This window comes from Streptomyces sp. NBC_01237 (genome assembly GCF_035917275.1).
In the GTDB taxonomy this organism is placed as follows: Bacteria; Actinomycetota; Actinomycetes; order Streptomycetales; family Streptomycetaceae; genus Streptomyces.
Map to the genome: position 1 here is coordinate 1,378,297 of NZ_CP108508.1, position 17,148 is coordinate 1,395,444.

Below are 17,148 nucleotides of genomic sequence, written 5' to 3' on the forward strand. Positions count from 1 at the left end.
CCGCGACGGCCGAGACCGCACGGGGGGCTCGGATTCCTCGGCAGTTGTGGGTCGAGGAGCCGGCGTCGAAGAGACGGATGCCTGACGCGGTACGGACATCGGCCGTGCGGGCCGTACTGATCATGTCGCTCACGCTCATCCAGGCCATGGTGGCGTTTCTGTGCACCCTGACGGGTTCCTGGCTCGCCTTCCCGATGGTGCTCGGCGGAGTCGCCGGCACGGTGGTCGCGACCTGGTCCGTGCTGGATGTCTGGGTGACGCGTCAGGTGTGGAATCAGCGCAACGGTGTGGTGTCCGTGCCCAGCAGCACGGCGCGGCGGATGCGCCGCGAGCGCCGCCGGGCACGACGGGCGGCACGAACCGCGGAGCGGGACGGTACAGGGATACGGCAACGCCGGGAGAAGTCCGGCGACCTGTCCCGGGCCTGAGAGCCCGTGACCCAAGAGCCCGTGGCCCACGAGTCCGGGGCCGGCCCCACGTCGCTGTACGGACCGTGGGGCCGCCGCCGGGCGGTCCGGGTCAGCCGGTGGTCGGCTCCGGGCTCTGGACGTCCGCCGCCGCCGGGGCCGACGTGCTCCGCTTGAACATGCGGGTCGCCGTGATCTCGCCGTGGACCGCCTCGCCGTCCGGGTGCTGCTGAGGCAGTCCGGGCCGCAGGTGCTCCTCCACGCTGATGTACTTCAGTCCCGCCCTGAGGTCCGCGTCATTGCGCAACCTGATGACCAGCGGGAATTCGGCCAACGCCGTCGTATCGAACAGCCCGGTCGTGTACAGCAGCTGGACACCGAGCGCGTCCGACACCGCACGCTGGAGCTCCAGCAGATAGGTCGCGTTGGCGCGGCCGATGGGGTTGTCGAGGAACAGCGTCCCGGCGTGCCGGTGCTGGTGACGGTCGCGTCCGCGGTCATTGCTGCGCAGTGCTGCCATCGTGCAGTAGAGGGCGATGGCGGCGGTGAGCAGCTGGCCGCCGGAGAAGACGTCACCCATCTGTCCCACCGGGACCCGCTCGGCGCGGAGCACCGCGTCCGGCTTGAGGATCTCCACCGCGATGCCCTTGGGCTGGAGCGCCGCCTGAACGCCGCGCAGCAGCAGGGACATGCCGTCGCGGCGCAGGTCGGAGTTCTTCTTGAGCGCGGCGCGCGTGGCCTCGTCGACGACTTCCCCGAGGCGTTCGGTGAGCGTGGCCTGGTCGGGCTCCTCGAAGCGGATCCGGAGGAACTCCTGACCCGACCACTCCCCCAGCCCTTCGGGGAGCTGCGAGAGCCGCTGTGCCGAGCGGAGGGTGGTGAGGGCGGACTCCACGAGGCCACGGAGCCGGTCGACGATGGAGTCGCGGTTGCGCTCCAGTTGCACCAGTTCGTCGGTGAGGACGCGCAGCCGGGGGGCGAACGCGGCGGCCCACTTCTCCGCGTGGTCGGGCAGCGCGGCGGCCGGGAGCTCACGGATCTGCTGCCGCGCGGGGGTGCGCACCTGTTCGTAGCGGGTGGAGTTGGCGTGCCGTACGAGGATGTCGCTCGCTTCCCGTACGGCGCTCTCGGCCGCCGAGAGGTCGCCGGCGCAGCCGCGCAGGGAGCGGCGGGCCTCGGTGGCGGACTGCCGGGCCTCGTCGAGGCTGCCGGGATACGTGTCGGGGCTCTCCGCGTCGTCGTCCGCGCTGTGGTCCCTGAGCAGGTCGCGCAGGAGCGCGGCGGTCTCGTCGAAGCCGCCCGCCGAGTCCTCCGCGGTGCGGTGGGCGTGCAGCAGATCGGCGTGGAAGGCGCGGGCGGTGTCCAGGGCCGCGGTGGCCAGGGCCCGTTCGGCCGTGGCCGTACGCAGGAGGCTCTGGGCCTGCTCGGCGTCGGCCGGGACCAATTCCTCGGGCAGCTCGGTGTGGCGTGCTTCGTCGTCCTGCGGTGCGAGCCTTTCCGCTTCGCCGCGCAACCGGCCCAGCTGTTCGCTGGCGGTGGAGGCGCGGGTCTCCAGGAGCTGGACGAGGGACTCGGCCCGGGACGCGGCCGCCTGCCGGGAGGGGCCGTCGGCGCCGTCGGTCCCTTCGAGGAGCTGGGCGGCACGGGTGCGGACCTTGTTGGTGAGGCGGTCCAGCTCGGCGAGCGCGGCGCTCTCGTCGCTCTCCGCACGGGCCTGTTCGGCGCGCAGGTCGGCGCCGACGCCCACCTTCTCGTAGAGCTGGGACGCGGCCCGGTACGCCTCGCGCAGGGTGGGCAGGGCGGTGCGGACGCGGTCCGCGTCGGGCTCCGGAAGCACTTCCGGGGCACCGGCGATCTCGGTGCGTTCGGCGCGCAGGGCACGGGCCGTACGGCGGGCGTCGTCCCCGGCGCGCTGGGCGGCCCGGCGGTCCTCGTCGGCGGCACGGGCCCGGTCCAGACAGACGGTGGCGCGGGCTTCGGACTCGGCGGCCTCGTCGACCAGTTCGCGCAGGCGTGCCTGCCAGCCGGCTCGCTCGCGGAGGCGGAAGGCGAGCCCGGCGAGGGCGTCGGCGGCGCGGCGGGCGCGCTGGGCGGCCTCCTGGCGTTCGTCGCGGACGCGGGCGGTGTCGGCGGCGGCCTCGTCGGCCTCGGCGCGGACGGTGCGGGCCTCGGCGAGTGCGGCCTCGGCCGCTTCGGCGGCGGTACGGGCGGTGGCGGCGGCGGTTGCCAGCTCGGCGAGCATGCCGGGCGGGCAGTCGGCGCGCCAGGAGCCGATACGGGCGGCGAGCGAGCGGTCGCCGGCGAGGCGGGCCGCGAGGGTCCGGATGTCCTCGTCGCGGGCGGAGGCCCGGCTCCTGAGCGCCTGCCGCTCCTCGTCCGCGGCGTGCTCGTCGTGCATGGCCGGGTTCGGCGGGACCAGGAAGACGCCGTCCGTGTGCGCGTCCGGCCCGGTGCCGGGGGCCGGGACGGGGGCGAGGAGCGCCGCGGTGGTGCCGACGGCGACGGCCGAGCGGGGCAGCAGGGCCGCGGCGCCCAGGACCTCGCGGGCGCGGGCGTGCGAGTCGGGGTCGGTGATCACGACGCCGTCGACGAGCTCGGGGCGGGCGGCGAGCACCGCGGCGTGGTCGGCCGGGTCGACGGCCTGGGCGAGGTAGCGCCAGCCGGGCAGGGCGGGGATGCCGTGCTCACCGAGGTATTCGACAGTGGCGAGGACGTCGGGTCCCGGCGGCAGCAGACCGCCGTCGCCGAGCGCGCCGAGGATCCGCGCGTCGTCGGCGGCCGCGGTGCGCAGGTCGAAGAGCCTGCGCTCGGCGGCGGCGACGCCCTGGTCGAGGAGGTCCCGCAGTTCGTCGGCGCTGCGGTCGAACTCCTCGGCGCTCAGGGGCTGCTGTGCGGTCGCGGACCGGTCGTCGACGGCGACCGTTCCCTGGCGGTCGGGGCCGGACGCGGTGGACCGGGCGTCGTCCTCCCGGATCCCGGTGGTCTCCCGGATCCCGGTGGTGTCCCGGTGCGCGGTGCCGTGCGGGTCGCCCGTGGCCGGGTCCGGTTCGGCCCCCGGAGCGTGGGCGCCGCGGCGGGGGTGCGGTACCCCGGAGGCGGAGGGCAGGCCCAGCAGGTCCGCGAGGCGGTGGTCGGCGGCGATCGATTCGGCGGCCCCGAGCTCGTCCTCGTACGACTGTTCCGCGGCGTTCGCGGCGTCGGCGGCGCGGGCCGCGGCGAGATCGGTGCGGCTCTCCTCGGCCGCCGCCTCCCTGGCGTGGTCGGCGGCCGCTCTCGCGGCGTCCCGGGCGGTGTCCCAGGACGCGACGGCCGCCTGCTCGGCGTCGCTCGCCGCCAGGGCCGCGCGGGCCGGGTCGGCATCGGGCGCGGTGTCGTCGAGCCAGCCGGCCCGGACCGCTTCGGTGGTCTCCTGCTCGACCTCGGCCAGGCGCTGGCGCAGGTGGCCGGCCTCACTGCGGGCGCGCTGGGCCTCGGTGGCCGCGATCGTGGCGTCGCGGTGGGCCCGCTCGCCGGTGGCCTGGAGGGTGTCGGAGCGCTCCTCCTCCTCGTTGGCCACGCGTTCGCCGTTCTCGGCGGCGGTGTGCAGGGCGCGTACGAGGTCGGCGGCGGCGGTGGCACGGGCGGCGAGCGCGGGGGCGGCGTCGCGTTCGGCCTCACGGATCGCGACGGCGACCCTGGCCGAGCGGTCGGCGGCGGCACGGTGGCGCAGCACGGCTTCGGCGGCCTGCCAGGCGGAGTGCAGGGTCCTGGCCTCGCCGAGTTCGCGGCGCTGGGCCGCGGCGCTCTTCTCGGCCACGGTCAGGGCCAGCGACGCGTGCCGGTAGGCCAGTTCGGCCGCGATCAGGGCGCGGCGGCTGCGGGTCGCCTCGGCCTCGGTGACGGTGTGGGCGGCGGCGGTGACCTGCTGGGCCAGCTCGGCGGTGCGGCCGCGCTCCTCGGCGGCGCGGGCGGCGAGGCGGCGGGCGAGCGTACGGGTGCGGCGTTCGGCGCCCGCGTGGATGTCGCGGGCGCGGGAGCGGGTCGCGGTGGCGTCGACGATCCTGCCCAGCAGATCGACGGAGCCCGCGGTGAAGTCGCGTTCGGCGGTGAGTTCGGCGCGGCGTCCCAGCTTGTTGCCGAAGCCGCTGACGAGGTCGGCGAGGCCGTCGGTGTCGCGGGTGTCGGTGACGGCGCGGAGCAGCAGGTCGGTGAAGTCGGAGTCCTTCTTGACCGCGAAGAGACCGGCGGCCTCACCCTCGTCGGCGTTCATCTCGCGCTGGTAGCGGAAGAGTTCGGGGTCGAGCCCGAGGTCGCCGAGGTGTTCGTTCCAGCGGTCGTGGATCTCTTCCCAGTGCACGTCGAGGTGCTGGTAGAACTTGCCCGCGTCCATCAGGGCGTCGCGGAAGCCCTTCATGGTGCGGCGCCTGCCCTGCGCGCCGGAGGCTCCCTCGACGGGGCGGCCCACGGAGGTGGCCTCGGCGACCGGGAGGTTGTCCAGGCTGAGTCCGGGGCCGGGGCGGAAGGAGTACCAGGCCTCGGCGAACCTTCGCGGGTCGTTGGAGACCTGGTGGCCGCGCCATTCGCTGACCTTGCCGACGACGACGCATTCGCCGGTGAGGGTGTGCTGCCATTCCAGGGCGACATGGCCGCAGTCGTCGGCGAGCAGGAACTTGCGCAGGACGCCGGAGCTGGCGCCGCCCAGGGTGTTGCGGTGACCGGGCAGCATCACCGAGAAGATCAGCTTGAGCAGGACGGACTTGCCGCCGCCGTTCTCCAGGAAGAGCACACCCGCGGGGGCCGGGCGGCGCGGCGGGCCGACCGGCTCGTCCTCGAAGAACTCGGCCTGGGCCGGCGCGGGACTGGGTACGGGCTCACCGACACCGCGCAGGTCGAGGACGGTGTCGGCGTAGCGCGCACCGGCAGGCCCGATGGAGTAGAGGCGGACCCGGGACAACTCGTACATGGCGGCGGACTCTCGTCGTTCGGAAAGCGGGTGCGGAGCGGCAGGTGCGGGGCGGAGCGGCGGATGCGGGGCGGGCAGCGGTGGGCGGGAGGCGGCGGGTGGTGGCTGCCTCAGGCGTGGAAGGGCAGGCCCGCGTCGGCGGCGAGCTCCAGGTCGTCGGTGTCGGGCGGCGGCAGCAGGGTGGCGGTGCCGTCCGTGACGGGCACGACGCCGAGCTCCAGCAGCTCGGCCATGGCCGCGCCGCCCGCCATGTCGCGTACCTGGAGCTGATAGCGGGCGGTGGTGCGGTAGGCGCCGCCCGCGTCGTCCCCGGTGCGCTGGAGGAAGCCGGAGTCGGTGAGGAAGGCGACGGCCTTGCCGATGATGCCGGTGGTGGAGCCGGCCAGTCGCCGGGCGTCCTTGGTCGCTCCGGTGGCGCTGCGGCGGGCGTAGATCCGCCATCCGGCTTCCAGCCCCGGGGTGTCGGTGGCCGGGTCGCTGTTGTCGCCCTGTTCCTCGGCGCGTTCCTCCAGACGGTGACAGGCCTGGCGGACGAAGGCATCGACGCCGTTGACCGTGATCCGGCCGATGTACGCGTCGTCGGCGAGGTCCTCGGGGCGGGGGAAGGCCATGGCCGCGACCGCCAGGTGGGCGAGGCCGTGCAGGAAGCGGTCGGCGGCGTCGGAGGAGGCGCGGCGGGCATAGTCGCCCATGCGTACGGCGAAGACCGAGTCCTCGCCCGCGGTCACCGCCATGCCTGCCCGCGCCGACACCTCCAGGACGATGAGCCCGAGCCCGGTGGCGACGGCGTCGGCGAGCCGGGCGAAGGCGGGCTCCTCCCGGTAGCGGCGGAGCAGTTCGGCGTACTCGGCGTCCCGGGCCGGCAGCAGTTTGGGCTGCAGTCCGAAGGAGACCAGCCGTGCGGCGTCGGCGGCGTCGGCCGGGGTGACGGGGGTCGCGGCGACCGCTTCCTCGGGCGCGGTGGTGTCGGTGCCGTACGTGGGGTGCGTGCCGGACGGCTCGCCCCACGCGTCGGTGTGCTCGGCGTGGTGGTCGCTCACGGCCGTGGCTCCTTGCTGCGGAGGATCTTCGGTACGGAGTGGGGCCCGGAACCCGGCGGCGGGCGGTCGGCGGCGGTCAAGACGCCTCCTTGCGGTCGGCGGCCATTCCGGCCGCGTCCAGCAGGGCCGTGCCCACTATGAGGTCGGCGCCGCCGAACTCCGGGTCGTCCAGCTGCGTACCGTCGTCGACCGCGAACAGCAGGCGCCGCTCGCCCTGCCGGTAGGCGGTGCCGACGGGCGGGCTCGCCGCGTGGACGGCGAGCAGGGCGACCAGATACGGCAGTTCGGGGTCGCTGAGGCGGGCCTCGGCGAGCAGGCCGGAGAGCCGTCGCGGCGCGTCGTGTTCCAGTTCGAGCAGGGTCATGGCGCTCGCGAGCTGTTCCTCGCTGAACCGGCTGTCGTCCGGGGTGGCGATGAGATCGGGCTCGGGCATCTCCGCGCCGAGGTGCTCACGCTCCAGGGGCGGGGTGAGGAGCATGTCGACCAGGTCGCCCACCCGTACGGACGTGGGTGTGCGCAGTCCGGTGCCGTGCGCGAAGAAGGCGTCGGTGGCGCGGATCGACTGTTCGACGGGGAGCGGGAGCAGCGGGGCGACGAGCTGCCCGTACAGGTCGAGGCCGACCCGCGCGGTGGGGGCGGCGAACGCCTGCCGGTCCTGTTCGGCGCGGAACAGCGGTCCCGCCTCCAGCAGGCGTGACTGGAGCTGGGTGTGGCGGCGGATGCAGTCCTTGACGATGTCGACGAGCTCGGCGGCGCGCCGTTTGTGCTCGGGGTCCTCGGCCTCGTCGCGTGCCTTGCGGATGTTGGTGAGGATCGCGTTCTCGTGGCGGTAGCGGTCGGCCACGTGGTCCAGGGCTTCGTCGATCATGTCCGGGACGGCGTTGAGCCAGTCGACCGCGCGCACGTTGCGCCGGGTCGCCTCCAGGGTCCTGCGGAGCGTCTCGGCGTACTGCACGGTGCGGTAGCGGGCCTGTTCGGCGGCGAGCTGGGCGTCGGCGAGGCGGCCCCGGCTGATCAGGACCTCCAGCTTCACCTCGGCCGCGATCTGGGCGCTGGTGACGTCGGTGTCCAGGGCGCCGACCAGGACGTTGACCGCCTCGTCGGTGGTGCGGAGGTAGACGCTGCCGCCGTAGCCCGGGACCTCTTCGATGAGCTTGAAGTCGTAGTCCCGGCGGACGTACGCGCCGTCCGGGCCGAAGGTGCCGTACACCGCGCGGAACCCGCGGTCGACGCTCCCGACGTTGATCAGGTTCTCCAGGACCCAGCGGGCGACCCGCTCGTGCTCGGCGACGGGGCGCCGCGGGGCCTGCGCACCGACGCGGGGCAGGAGTCTGGCCACTATCTGGTCGTGGTCGGCGCCCGTGTCGAAGTCCATGTTGAGCGTGACCAGGTCGATCGCGGCGAGGGCGACCTCCGCCATCGCGTAGACCGTGTACTCACCGGCCAGGTTCGCCTTGCGCACGTCGAGGTCGTGCAGCGGCGCCGTGCAGGCGAGGGCGCGCAGCCGCCGCGAGAGCCCCTCGTCGGCGGCGGGGCCCGGGGCGGGCCGCGGCCCCGCGCTGAGCTGGGGCGCAGCGTTGTCCGTGTAGGCAGGCGAAGTCACGTGGGACAGATTAGGTCCTCGTACCGACAACGGTCGAAACGGCGCAGAAGCGACCGCCCCGGCCCGGCCGTTGCGGAGGCCGGGAGCGGCTCCGTTCGCCCGGTGCGAACCGTACCGGGCGCGGCGCCTCCACCGGCCCTGAACCGTACCGGAGGCTTCCGCTCCCACCGGCCCCCGGACTCCGCGGTGACAACCGCCGCGTCACTCGGCGCGGGCGCCGTATCCGCCGCCTCCCGGTGTACGGACGACCAGGATGTCACCGGCGTCCAGGTCCGCGGTGTCACAGCCCTTCAGTTCCGTGACGGTGACACCGTCGGCGCGCTCGATGCGCTGGCTTCCCAGGGCTCCGGGTTCGCCGCCCGCCATGCCGTACGGGGGGACTCGGCGGTGGCTGGAGAGCAGGGCCACCGTGACCGGTTCGAGGAAGCGGATCCGGCGCTCCACGCCCCGGCCGCCGTGCCACCGGCCCGCCCCTCCGCTGCCTTCGCGCACGCGGAAGCTCTCCAGCAGGACGGGCAGGCGCCACTCCAGAATCTCCGGGTCGGTGAGCCGGGAGTTCGTCATATGGGTCTGTACGGCGTCGGTGCCGTCGAAGCCGTCCCCCGCTCCGGACCCGCTCGCGACCGTCTCGTAGTACTGGACACGGTCGTTGCCGAAGGAGAGGTTGTTCATCGTGCCGGATCCCTCGGCCTGGCCCCCCAGGGCCGCGTAGAGGGCTCCGGTGACGGCCTGGGACGTCTCCACGTTGCCCGCGACGGTCGCCGCCGGGTGGACGGGTGACAGCATCGAGCCGTCGGGAATCCTTACGTCCAGGGGCTTGAGGCAACCGCTGTTGAGCGGGATGTCCTCGGCGACCAGGGTCCGGAAGACGTACAGGACCGCGGCCATGACGACGGACCTGGGGGCGTTGAAGTTGCCCGGTTGCTGGGGGGAGGTGCCGGTGAAGTCGATCACGGCGTCACGGGTGGCCCGGTCCACGGTCAGCGTCACGTCGATCACGGCACCGTTGTCGGTCTCGTAGCGGCAGGCGCCGTCTTCCAGTCCCGCGATGATGCGGCGTACGGATTCCTCGGCGTTGTCCTGGACGTGGCCCATGTAGGCGTCGACGACGTCCAGCCCGAACTGGTCCACCATGCGGCGCAGTTCGGCGATGCCCTTCTCGTTGGCGGCGATCTGGGCGCGCAGGTCGGCGAGGTTGGTGTCCGGGTCGCGGGAGGGGTACGCGGCGGAGGTGAGGAGGTCGCGGGTCTCGGTCTCGCGGAGCCGGCCGTCGCGCACCAGGAGCCAGTTGTCGAACAGCACGCCCTCCTCGTGGATCGTGCGGCTGAAGGCGGGCATGGAACCGGGGGTGATGCCCCCGATCTCGGCGTGGTGTCCGCGCGAGGCCACCAGGAAGCGCAGGGTGCCCGTCGCTCCCCCGGCTGCCTCTCCGTCTCCTCCGCCCCCTTCCTCTCCCCCGACCTTTTCGCCGCCCCCTCCGGCCCCTTCCTCTCCCCCGTCCCCTCCGCTGCTTCCGTCGAGGTCGAACACGGGCGTCACGACCGTCACATCGGGCAGATGCGTGCCTCCGTGGTACGGGTCGTTGATGGCGTACACGTCGCCGGGGCGCATGGTGCCCTCGTTGCGCCGCAGCACTTCCTTGATGGACTCCCCCATCGATCCGAGGTGCACCGGAATGTGCGGCGCGTTGGCGATGAGGTTGCCGTCCGCGTCGAAGAGGGCGCAGGAGAAGTCCAGCCGTTCCTTGATGTTGACGGAGTGGGCGGTGTTCTCCAGACGTACGCCCATCTGCTCGGCGATCGACATGAAGAGGTTGTTGAACACCTCCAGCATCACCGGGTCCACCCTGGTGCCGACGGCGGTCCGTTCGGGGCGGGGGCGGGCCCGCGTCAGCACCAGATGCCCGGTCGGGCCGGCCTCGGCCTGCCAGCCGGGATCGACGACCGTGGTGGCGTCGTCCTCGGCGACGACGGCGGGGCCGGTCACGGTGTCCCCGGGGCGCAGGTCCTCCCGCCGGTGGAGCGGGGTCCTCCGCCATCCGCCGTCGGCGAACATCCGTACGGTGTCCCTCGGTCGCAGCGCGCCCTCGCGTGCGGTGGCGTCGGCCCGGTGCGGGGTGTGCGGCCCGGCCGTTCCGGTCGCCTCCACCGAGACCGTCTCGACGACGAGCGGTTTGTCCATGGTGAACCCGAAGCGGGCCCGGTGGACGGAGGTGAACTCCTCGGTCATGGCGGAGACGGTGTCCAGGGCGACCGGCAGCGCGGCGTCCGTGCCCGCGTACCGCAACAGCGCTCGGGCCGCGGTGCCGATGGCGGAGTCGGGCACCCCGTCGCCCCGGAGGTCGGCACGGGCACGGCCGGCCAGTTCGGCACAGAGCCGGGCCACCCGTTCCCGGACCGTCCCGTCCAGTTCGGCCTCGACGGACTGTTCACGCATCGAGGTGGCGTCGGCGAGACCGATCCCGTACGCGGAGAGCACCCCGGCGAGCGGTGGTACGAGGACGGTGTCGATGCCGAGGGCGTCGGCGACCGCGCAGACGTGCTGGCCGCCCGCCCCTCCGAAGCCGGTCAGGGCGTAACGGGTGATGTCGTGGCCGCGCTGTACGGAGATCTTCTTGACCGCGGTCGCCATGTTGAGCACGGCGATCTCCAGGAAGCCCGCGGCGACCTCCGCGGCGGTGGGCCGCTTCCCGGTGGCCGAGGCCACCTCGGCGGCCAGGTCCTCGAAGCGCTCACGTACCAGGCCCGCGTCGAGGGGCAGGTCCCCGTCCGGGCCGAACACGGCCGGGAAGTGCGCGGGCTGGACCCGGCCGAGCATCACGTTGGCGTCCGTGACGGTGAGCGGTCCGCCGCGCCGGTAGCAGGCCGGTCCGGGCACGGCGCCCGCCGAGTCGGGCCCGACGCGGTAGCGGCGGCCGTCGAAGTGCAGGAGGGAACCGCCGCCCGCCGCGACCGTGTGGATGCGCATCATGGGCGCGCGCATCCGTACCCCGGCCACCTGGGTCCCGAGTTCCCGCTCGAACTCGCCCGAGTAGTGCGACACGTCGGTGGACGTGCCGCCCATGTCGAAGCCGATGACCCGGTCGTATCCGGCCTGCTGCGACGTGCGGGCCATGCCCACGACGCCGCCCGCCGGGCCGGAGAGCACGGCGTCCTTGCCGCGGAAGTGGGCGGCCGCCCGCAGGCCGCCGTTGGACTGCATGAACATCAGCCGGATGCCGCCCAGTTCGGCGGCGACCTCGTCGACGTACCGGCGCAGGATCGGCGAGAGGTAGGCGTCCACGACCGTGGTGTCGCCGCGCGGTACGAGGCGGATCAGCGGGCTGACCTCGTGGGAACCGCTGACCTGGGTGAAGCCCGCCGCGCGTGCGGCGGCGGCGACGGCCCGTTCGTGGGCGGGGTACCGGTAGCCGTGCATGAGGACGACGGCCGCGCTGCGGATGCCGTCGTCGTACGCGGCTCTCAGCTGTCCGGCCACCGGGGCGAGATCGAGGGGTTCCACGGTCCGGCCGTGGGCGTCGATCCGCTCCGGGACCTCGATCACCCGGTCGTGGACGGCCTCGGGAAGCACGATGTGCCGGTCGAAGAGGTGGGGGCGGTTCTGGTACGCGATCCTCAGCGCGTCCCGGAAACCCCGGGTGATGAGGAGGACGGTGGGTTCGCCGCGCCGCTCCAGCAGGGCGTTGGTCGCCACGGTGGTACCCATCTTCACGGCCGCGATCCGGTCGGCGGGCACCGGGTCCGCGGGGCCGAGGCCGAGGAGCAGCCGGATCCCGGCGACGGCGGCGTCGCGGTAGCGCCCGGGGTCGTGCGAGAGGAGCTTGCGGGTGATCAGGTGGCCGTCGGGGTGGCGGCCCACCACATCGGTGAAGGTGCCGCCCCGGTCGATCCAGAACTCCCAGCGTCCGGTCATCCCGCCATTGTGGCGCCGGGTGCGGGAGCGCGCGGGGACGGGACCGCGCAGGGCGTGGCGCAGCCGGCCCCTCCGGCGCACTCCTCGCGCGCCCGCCCGTGTCCGTCCCCGCGCGCACGCGGCACCGGTCCGGGCAGGCGCACCCGGCTCAGCGCAGGAAGAGTGCCGCGAGCCGGGGGAGGCGGCGCCGCGTCTCGTCGTCGTCCTCGGCGTCCCAGTCGTCTCCGGAGGGCTGGACGGGGTGCGCCCTTCCCGCCAGGGCCGCCTCCACCGCCGCGTCGAGGGACGCGGTCTCGCCCTTGATCCTGCGGTACGCCTCCGTTGTCGGCACGCTCAGCGACTCGTAGCCGATCCAGCCGTTCCCGTCGCTCATCCGGACCACCACGGGCAGTTCGGCCAGGGAGTCGGGATCGGCCACGGCGCGGGTGAACGTCTCCCGTCCGAGCAGGATCAGCCCGTCGCGGAAGTCCCTGAACCCGTCGTCGCCGCAGCCGCCCTCGATCAGATAGGCCGCGTTCCACAGCGGCCACCGGTACGCGGCGGCGGCGACCTCTATCGCCTTCACGGAGAAGTCGACGATCTCCGTCGGCCGCCGTGCGGCGAGCACCTCGGTCAGGCGGTCGGGCAGCGGGTCGTCGGGCGGGTCGCGGTCGTCCGCCCGGTCACCGGCCGCCCCGCGCGCCCGCTCGACGATGTCCCACCAGTCTTCGGTATCCATGGACCGAGAGCCTAGATCGGGGGTACGACAACGGCCGGGGCTCCCGCGGCGCGCGGATCCCGACAGGTGCCGGAATCCACCACCGCCCGGCCCCGGGTCCGCGCGTCAGACGGCCGGTGCGTCGGGACCGATCCGGCTGCGCACGGCGGTCTGCACCTCGGCCTCCTCGGCCGGGTCCGCGGCCAGCCGGCGCAGGCGCTCGGCGACCCGGATGTCCCCGGTCTCCGCATGGAGCGCGGCGACCTCGCGCGTGGTCTCCTCGCAGTCCCACAGGCACTCCACCGCGAATCCGGTGGCGAACGACGGGTCGGTGGCGGCCAGCGCCCGTGCCGCCCGGCCCCGCAGGTGCGAGGAGGACGTCTCGCGGTAGACGTGGCGCAGTACGGGGGCGGCGCAGGCGATGCCCAGGCGGCCGGTGCCGTCGACGAGGGTCCACAGCCGCCGGGCGTCGGGCCCGTCGCCGCGTACGGCTTCGCGCAGGGCGCCGAGCACGAGCGGAGCGTCCTGGGCCGTTCCCCGGCAGGCGAGGAGTCCGGCGGCGGAGGCGCCGAGCGCGTCGGGCCGGTGCGCCCAGCGCCGGGCCCGGTCCACGGCGGCTTCGCCGGGCATCCGCTCGAAGGCGGCGACGGCCGCTTCGGCGACGGTGCGCGAGGGGTCGGCGGCGGCGGCCTCGACCAGGTCGAGCACGGCCGGGTCCCTGGCCTCCACGAGGTAGTGCAGTGCGGCGCAGCGGGCGCCTTCGGGACCGCTGCGGGCGGCCTCGACGATCATCGGCCGGTCGTCGGGACCGGCGACCGCGGCGAGGCAGCGGGCGGCGGGGACGTGCAGTTCGCTGCCGCGTTCCCGTGCCTGCTCGGCCCAGTCGAAGACGGCCTGGACGCTCCAGCCGGGGCGGGGGCCGCCGGCGCGCATCTGACGCTGCCAGCGGTCGAACGAGCCCTGTTCGGTGGCGGCTCTGACCCGGGCGCCGACCGCTTCGCGCGCATCGTCGGCCCACAGCCGCCAGGGGCGCGGTTCATAGGCGTCCCGTACGGCGACGGCCAGTTCGGCGGCGCCCTCCGGGGTGGCCGGGAAGCGGCCGAGCACGGGCACGGCGAGGGAGCGCAGCCCGGCGTCGTCGTCGCGCAGGGCCAGCTCGTCCAGTGCCCAGGCCCAGTTGGCGCCGGTGGCCGCGTACCGCCGCAGCAGGGCGAGCGCGTCGTCGCGCCCGTACGAGGCGAGGTGTCCGAGGACCGCGAGGGCCAGGCCCGTGCGTGAGTCGTCGGTGTCGACGTGGTCGTCGGGGTCGCGCAGGTGCTGCTCGATCTCTTCGATGCCGCCGTCGAGATCGAGGTACAGGCGCGCGTAGTAGAGGGAGCGGTTCTCGACCTGCCAGTCGTGCCGCGGGTCGCTCAGAACGCAGTGGTTGAGAGCCGCGAGGGCCTCGGGGCGCGGCGCGGCGAGCGCGTGGAGGGTGCCGTCGCCGCGGCCCCTCTGCAACAGGCCGAGCAGGGTACCGCTCGGCGCTATGAACGGATCGAACATGGAAAATGCCTCACATCAAGCTGTCGACGCAACCGGGACTGTGCCGTTCCACGTGCCCGTGGGCACTATGCCGCGCAGCAACATGATCGGCCGACCGCCGTCTTCTGCCTGGTGTAGACCATCTTCCTCTGCCTCTCGTCGGTGGTCCTGAGCGGACCCGCGACGTCATGATGACCCAGCCATTTCGCCACCGCGACCACATTTACGACGGACCGGTCAGCGGACATACCGGTGGGCATGCCGCACACCGTGCCCGCGGACGCCTCAGCGGGCACCGAAGCGTTCCAGCAGGTCGGTCTTGCCGAACATGTGCGCCGTGTCCAGCGCGGACGGCGTTCCGGCGGCGGGGTCGGCGCCCGCGGCGAGGAGTGCGTCGATCACGCCGTTCTCGCCCTTGAAGACGGCTCCGGCCAGCGGGGTCTGGCCCCGGTCGTTGGCCCGGTCCGGGTCGGCGCCGCGGGCGACGAGGGCGGTGACCGCCGTGGCGTGCCCGTGGTAGGCGGCGAGCATCAGGAGCGAGTCGCCCCGGTCGTTGGTGAGATTCGCGGGTACGCCGGCGTCGACGTACGCGGCGAGCGCGTCCGCCTCACCGCGGCGGGCCAGGTCGAAGACCTTGGTCGCCAGCTCGACCACCTCGGGATCGGGGGTTTCGCTCATCGGACGGACCGCCTTTCATCACCGTTACTGCTGCCGCTGACCTGGTGGGGAGTACGGCACGGGGCCGTACGAGTGAATCGACAGGGTACTGCTCCGGGGCCGACATGACCCGGCCCGGATGCGGCAACAGATCACCGCGAGTGACTCCTGCCCTGCGGGGGCGCCGAAATGCTCCCCCCGGACACCCGACTTCCCTCCGCCAACCAGGTGAAAATGCATCTTTTTCACCTGAATGCCCCCTTTATCGTATAGATACTTCCTGTGAGCCTGGAAGGACTCATGGTGACTGTCCCCTCAACCAGGAGAACACTCATGATCCTTTCCATCTCGGGCGTCGTCCTGCTCGGCATCATCGTCTTCCTGTTCTTCAAGAAGGACGGGCTCAAGGCGTCGCACGCCCTCATCTGCGCCCTGTTCGGCTTCTATCTGGCCGGCACCGCCATCGCACCGAGCATCACAGCGGGCGGGGCGAGCCTCGCCGGCCTGCTGGGCGGGATCAAGTTCTGACGCTCCGCAACCGCTTCCACCTTCAGGAGACAGACGTGGCCCGGCGACCACTCCCCCGCATTCTGAGCAGCGGCAGCGCTTCGATCACTCGCAGTCGGGAGATCGCGCGTACGGCCGCCGACAGCGCCACCGACGTACTCCATCCGCTGATCACGGTCGTTCGTGGTCTGCGGCTGCTGGCCGTGGCAGGACGGCAGAAATGGATCGCGACACCCAAGGAGCGGCGCGGTCCCAAGCTGTTCCTCACTGCGGCCTGCGTGCTCGTGGTGGCGCTCATCCCGCACGGGCCCGTGCTGGCCCTGGTCTCGGTGATGGGCGCTGCCGCCTGGAAGGGACGGGAACGCACGCCCGTGAAGACCGGCCCCGACGACACCGAGACCGGGCGGCTGCGGTCCCTCTACGAGGCGCTCGTGCCGTACTTCTCCGTGGCCGACGACCCCAGTCCGCTGTTCTCCCACGGCGGCGACTGGGAGAAGGTCTTCGGCGGTTTCGCGTTCGACGACGACGGCCGTCCCACCCGTCTCCAGGTGTCCTACCCGGCGTACTTCACCGACGGCGAGGCCGCCTCCCGGACCCGGATCGAGCAGCTGCTGCACGCCAAGTCGGGCCGCGGCCGCGAGTACCACTTCGCCTGGGACGAGGAGGCCAACCAGCTCGTGATGACGGTGCTCGACCCGCTGCCCACCTCGATCGCGGCCCAGCGCTTCGTCACCGCCCCGGGCGAGACCGTCCTCGGCTTCACCGACTCGGGCGCGGTCTCCCGCACCGCTCCCGTGCGGGACGGCGACGAGACCCGCGACGCCTCCCCCGTCGTCTGGCGGACCGGCGCCCGCTGCACGGAACCCCATCTGCTGGTCGTCGGGCAGCCCGGCAGCGGCACCACGACCCTGCTCCGCTCGATCGCCCTCCAGGCCCTCCAGCACGGCGACATCCTCGTCGTCGAAGGCAGCGGAGCCGGTGAGTACGGCGCTCTGACAGGCCGGGCCGGAGTCCTCGCCGTGGAGTGCGGACTGACCGGAGCGCTGGCGGCCCTGGAGTGGGCCGCGCACGAGACGGAACGCCGCCTGATCGCCGCCAACCGCGCACGGCAGGCCGGGCACCCCGCTCCCGACGACATCACGCGCCCGCTCTGGGTCCTGCTGGACCGGCCGAGCGCCCTCGGGCACCTCGCGGCCGCCGACGGCAGGCCCGATCCGCAGGAGCTGCTCCAGGTTCCGCTGCGGCACGGCCGGGCGGCCGGGGTCACCGTGGTGCTGACCGACCAGTTCGACAGCCTGGACACCCTCAGCGAGACCGTACGGACCCACACCCGGGCCCGTGCCGTCCTCGGCCCGGCCTCGCGCGAGCAGATCGAGTCCGTCCTCGGGATCCAGCCGCACACCACCCCGACCGCGGAGGTCCCGGCCGGCCGTGGGTACGCCAGGCTCGGCGCGGGGCCGGTGCTGCGGCTCCAGGTCCCGGCCACACCCGACCCGTACGACGACGCCACGAGCGCCGCGCACCGGCAGGCGGTGCTCGACCTGCTGCCGGCCCGCCAGAACCCCCAGAACCCCCTGAACCCCCTGGACACGGACGTTCCCGGCCGGGAGACGGACGGGGAGCATGCCGCGGAACCCCCGCCGGTGTCTCCGCCGATGTCCCTGTCGATGCCTCGGTCGATGCCGGAGGAGACGGTCACGGCCGAGGTGATCCGGGCCGAGGCCGAACCCATGGAGACGGTGCCGGTCGAGGCCGTGGCGATGGACCTCAGGCCCTCGGAGCCGCAGGGCAAGCCCCAGCCGGCGGTGGCCGAGGGGTGACTCCCTCCGCGCACACGACGGCGGGCGGGCGGCGGGTCC

Annotated in this window: 10 protein-coding genes; 3 read left to right on the forward strand and 7 right to left on the reverse strand. The window is 73.6% G+C overall.

Annotated features, from left to right (window positions below; translation table 11 throughout):
- Positions 1-77 precede the first annotated feature (77 nt).
- Positions 78-428 (forward strand): hypothetical protein, encoded by a 351-nt coding sequence (locus OG251_RS06160; protein WP_326676204.1) that lies wholly within the window; start codon positions 78-80, stop codon positions 426-428.
- A gap of 91 nt (positions 429-519) precedes the next feature.
- Here OG251_RS06160 and OG251_RS06165 read toward each other — a convergent pair whose 3' ends face one another.
- The 7 genes from OG251_RS06165 to OG251_RS06195 all read right to left on the reverse strand — a co-directional run bounded on the left by OG251_RS06165 (position 520) and on the right by OG251_RS06195 (position 14,803).
- The gene (locus tag OG251_RS06165) at positions 520-5,349 is read right to left on the reverse strand and encodes a hypothetical protein (RefSeq protein WP_326676205.1); all 4,830 of its coding nucleotides are present in this window, start codon (positions 5,347-5,349) and stop codon (positions 520-522) included.
- A 110-nt stretch (positions 5,350-5,459) separates the two neighbouring features.
- Positions 5,460-6,389 carry a hypothetical protein gene (locus tag OG251_RS06170; RefSeq protein ID WP_326676206.1) on the reverse strand — a complete coding sequence of 310 codons (930 nt, stop codon included), beginning with the start codon at positions 6,387-6,389 and terminating at the stop codon, positions 5,460-5,462.
- 76 nt (positions 6,390-6,465) lie between these two features.
- The gene (locus OG251_RS06175) at positions 6,466-7,992 is read right to left on the reverse strand and encodes a hypothetical protein (protein ID WP_326676207.1); all 1,527 of its coding nucleotides are present in this window, start codon (positions 7,990-7,992) and stop codon (positions 6,466-6,468) included.
- 201 nt (positions 7,993-8,193) lie between these two features.
- A complete protein-coding gene (locus tag OG251_RS06180; protein WP_326676208.1) occupies positions 8,194-11,904 on the reverse strand; it encodes a hydantoinase B/oxoprolinase family protein in 3,711 nt (1,236 codons plus the stop codon).
- A 148-nt stretch (positions 11,905-12,052) separates the two neighbouring features.
- Entirely contained in the window at positions 12,053-12,622 is a 570-nt protein-coding gene (locus OG251_RS06185) for a DUF4240 domain-containing protein (protein WP_326676209.1), read from the reverse strand.
- Positions 12,623-12,727: 105 nt separating this feature from the next.
- Entirely contained in the window at positions 12,728-14,146 is a 1,419-nt protein-coding gene (locus tag OG251_RS06190; protein WP_326676210.1) for a HEAT repeat domain-containing protein, read from the reverse strand.
- A gap of 264 nt (positions 14,147-14,410) precedes the next feature.
- Complete coding sequence (locus OG251_RS06195; protein WP_326676211.1) at positions 14,411-14,803, reverse strand: ankyrin repeat domain-containing protein; 393 nt, start codon at positions 14,801-14,803, stop codon at positions 14,411-14,413.
- A gap of 312 nt (positions 14,804-15,115) precedes the next feature.
- On the opposite strand from OG251_RS06195, the gene OG251_RS06200 reads away from it, so the two are divergent.
- Both OG251_RS06200 and OG251_RS06205 read left to right on the forward strand, forming a co-directional pair.
- Positions 15,116-15,310 carry a hypothetical protein gene (locus OG251_RS06200; protein ID WP_073722514.1) on the forward strand — a complete coding sequence of 65 codons (195 nt, stop codon included), beginning with the start codon at positions 15,116-15,118 and terminating at the stop codon, positions 15,308-15,310.
- Positions 15,311-15,345: 35 nt separating this feature from the next.
- The gene (locus OG251_RS06205; RefSeq protein ID WP_326676212.1) at positions 15,346-17,109 is read left to right on the forward strand and encodes a hypothetical protein; all 1,764 of its coding nucleotides are present in this window, start codon (positions 15,346-15,348) and stop codon (positions 17,107-17,109) included.
- Positions 17,110-17,148 lie beyond the last annotated feature (39 nt).

Coding starts and splice junctions, on each gene's coding strand:
- OG251_RS06160 (WP_326676204.1), top strand. CDS start 78: ATGCCTGACGCGGTACGGACATCGGCCGTGCGGGCCGTACTGATCATG.
- OG251_RS06165 (WP_326676205.1), bottom strand. CDS start 5,349: ATGTACGAGTTGTCCCGGGTCCGCCTCTACTCCATCGGGCCTGCCGGT.
- OG251_RS06180 (WP_326676208.1), bottom strand. CDS start 11,904: ATGACCGGACGCTGGGAGTTCTGGATCGACCGGGGCGGCACCTTCACC.
- OG251_RS06185 (WP_326676209.1), bottom strand. CDS start 12,622: ATGGATACCGAAGACTGGTGGGACATCGTCGAGCGGGCGCGCGGGGCG.
- OG251_RS06190 (WP_326676210.1), bottom strand. CDS start 14,146: ATGTTCGATCCGTTCATAGCGCCGAGCGGTACCCTGCTCGGCCTGTTG.
- OG251_RS06195 (WP_326676211.1), bottom strand. CDS start 14,803: ATGAGCGAAACCCCCGATCCCGAGGTGGTCGAGCTGGCGACCAAGGTC.
- OG251_RS06200 (WP_073722514.1), top strand. CDS start 15,116: ATGATCCTTTCCATCTCGGGCGTCGTCCTGCTCGGCATCATCGTCTTC.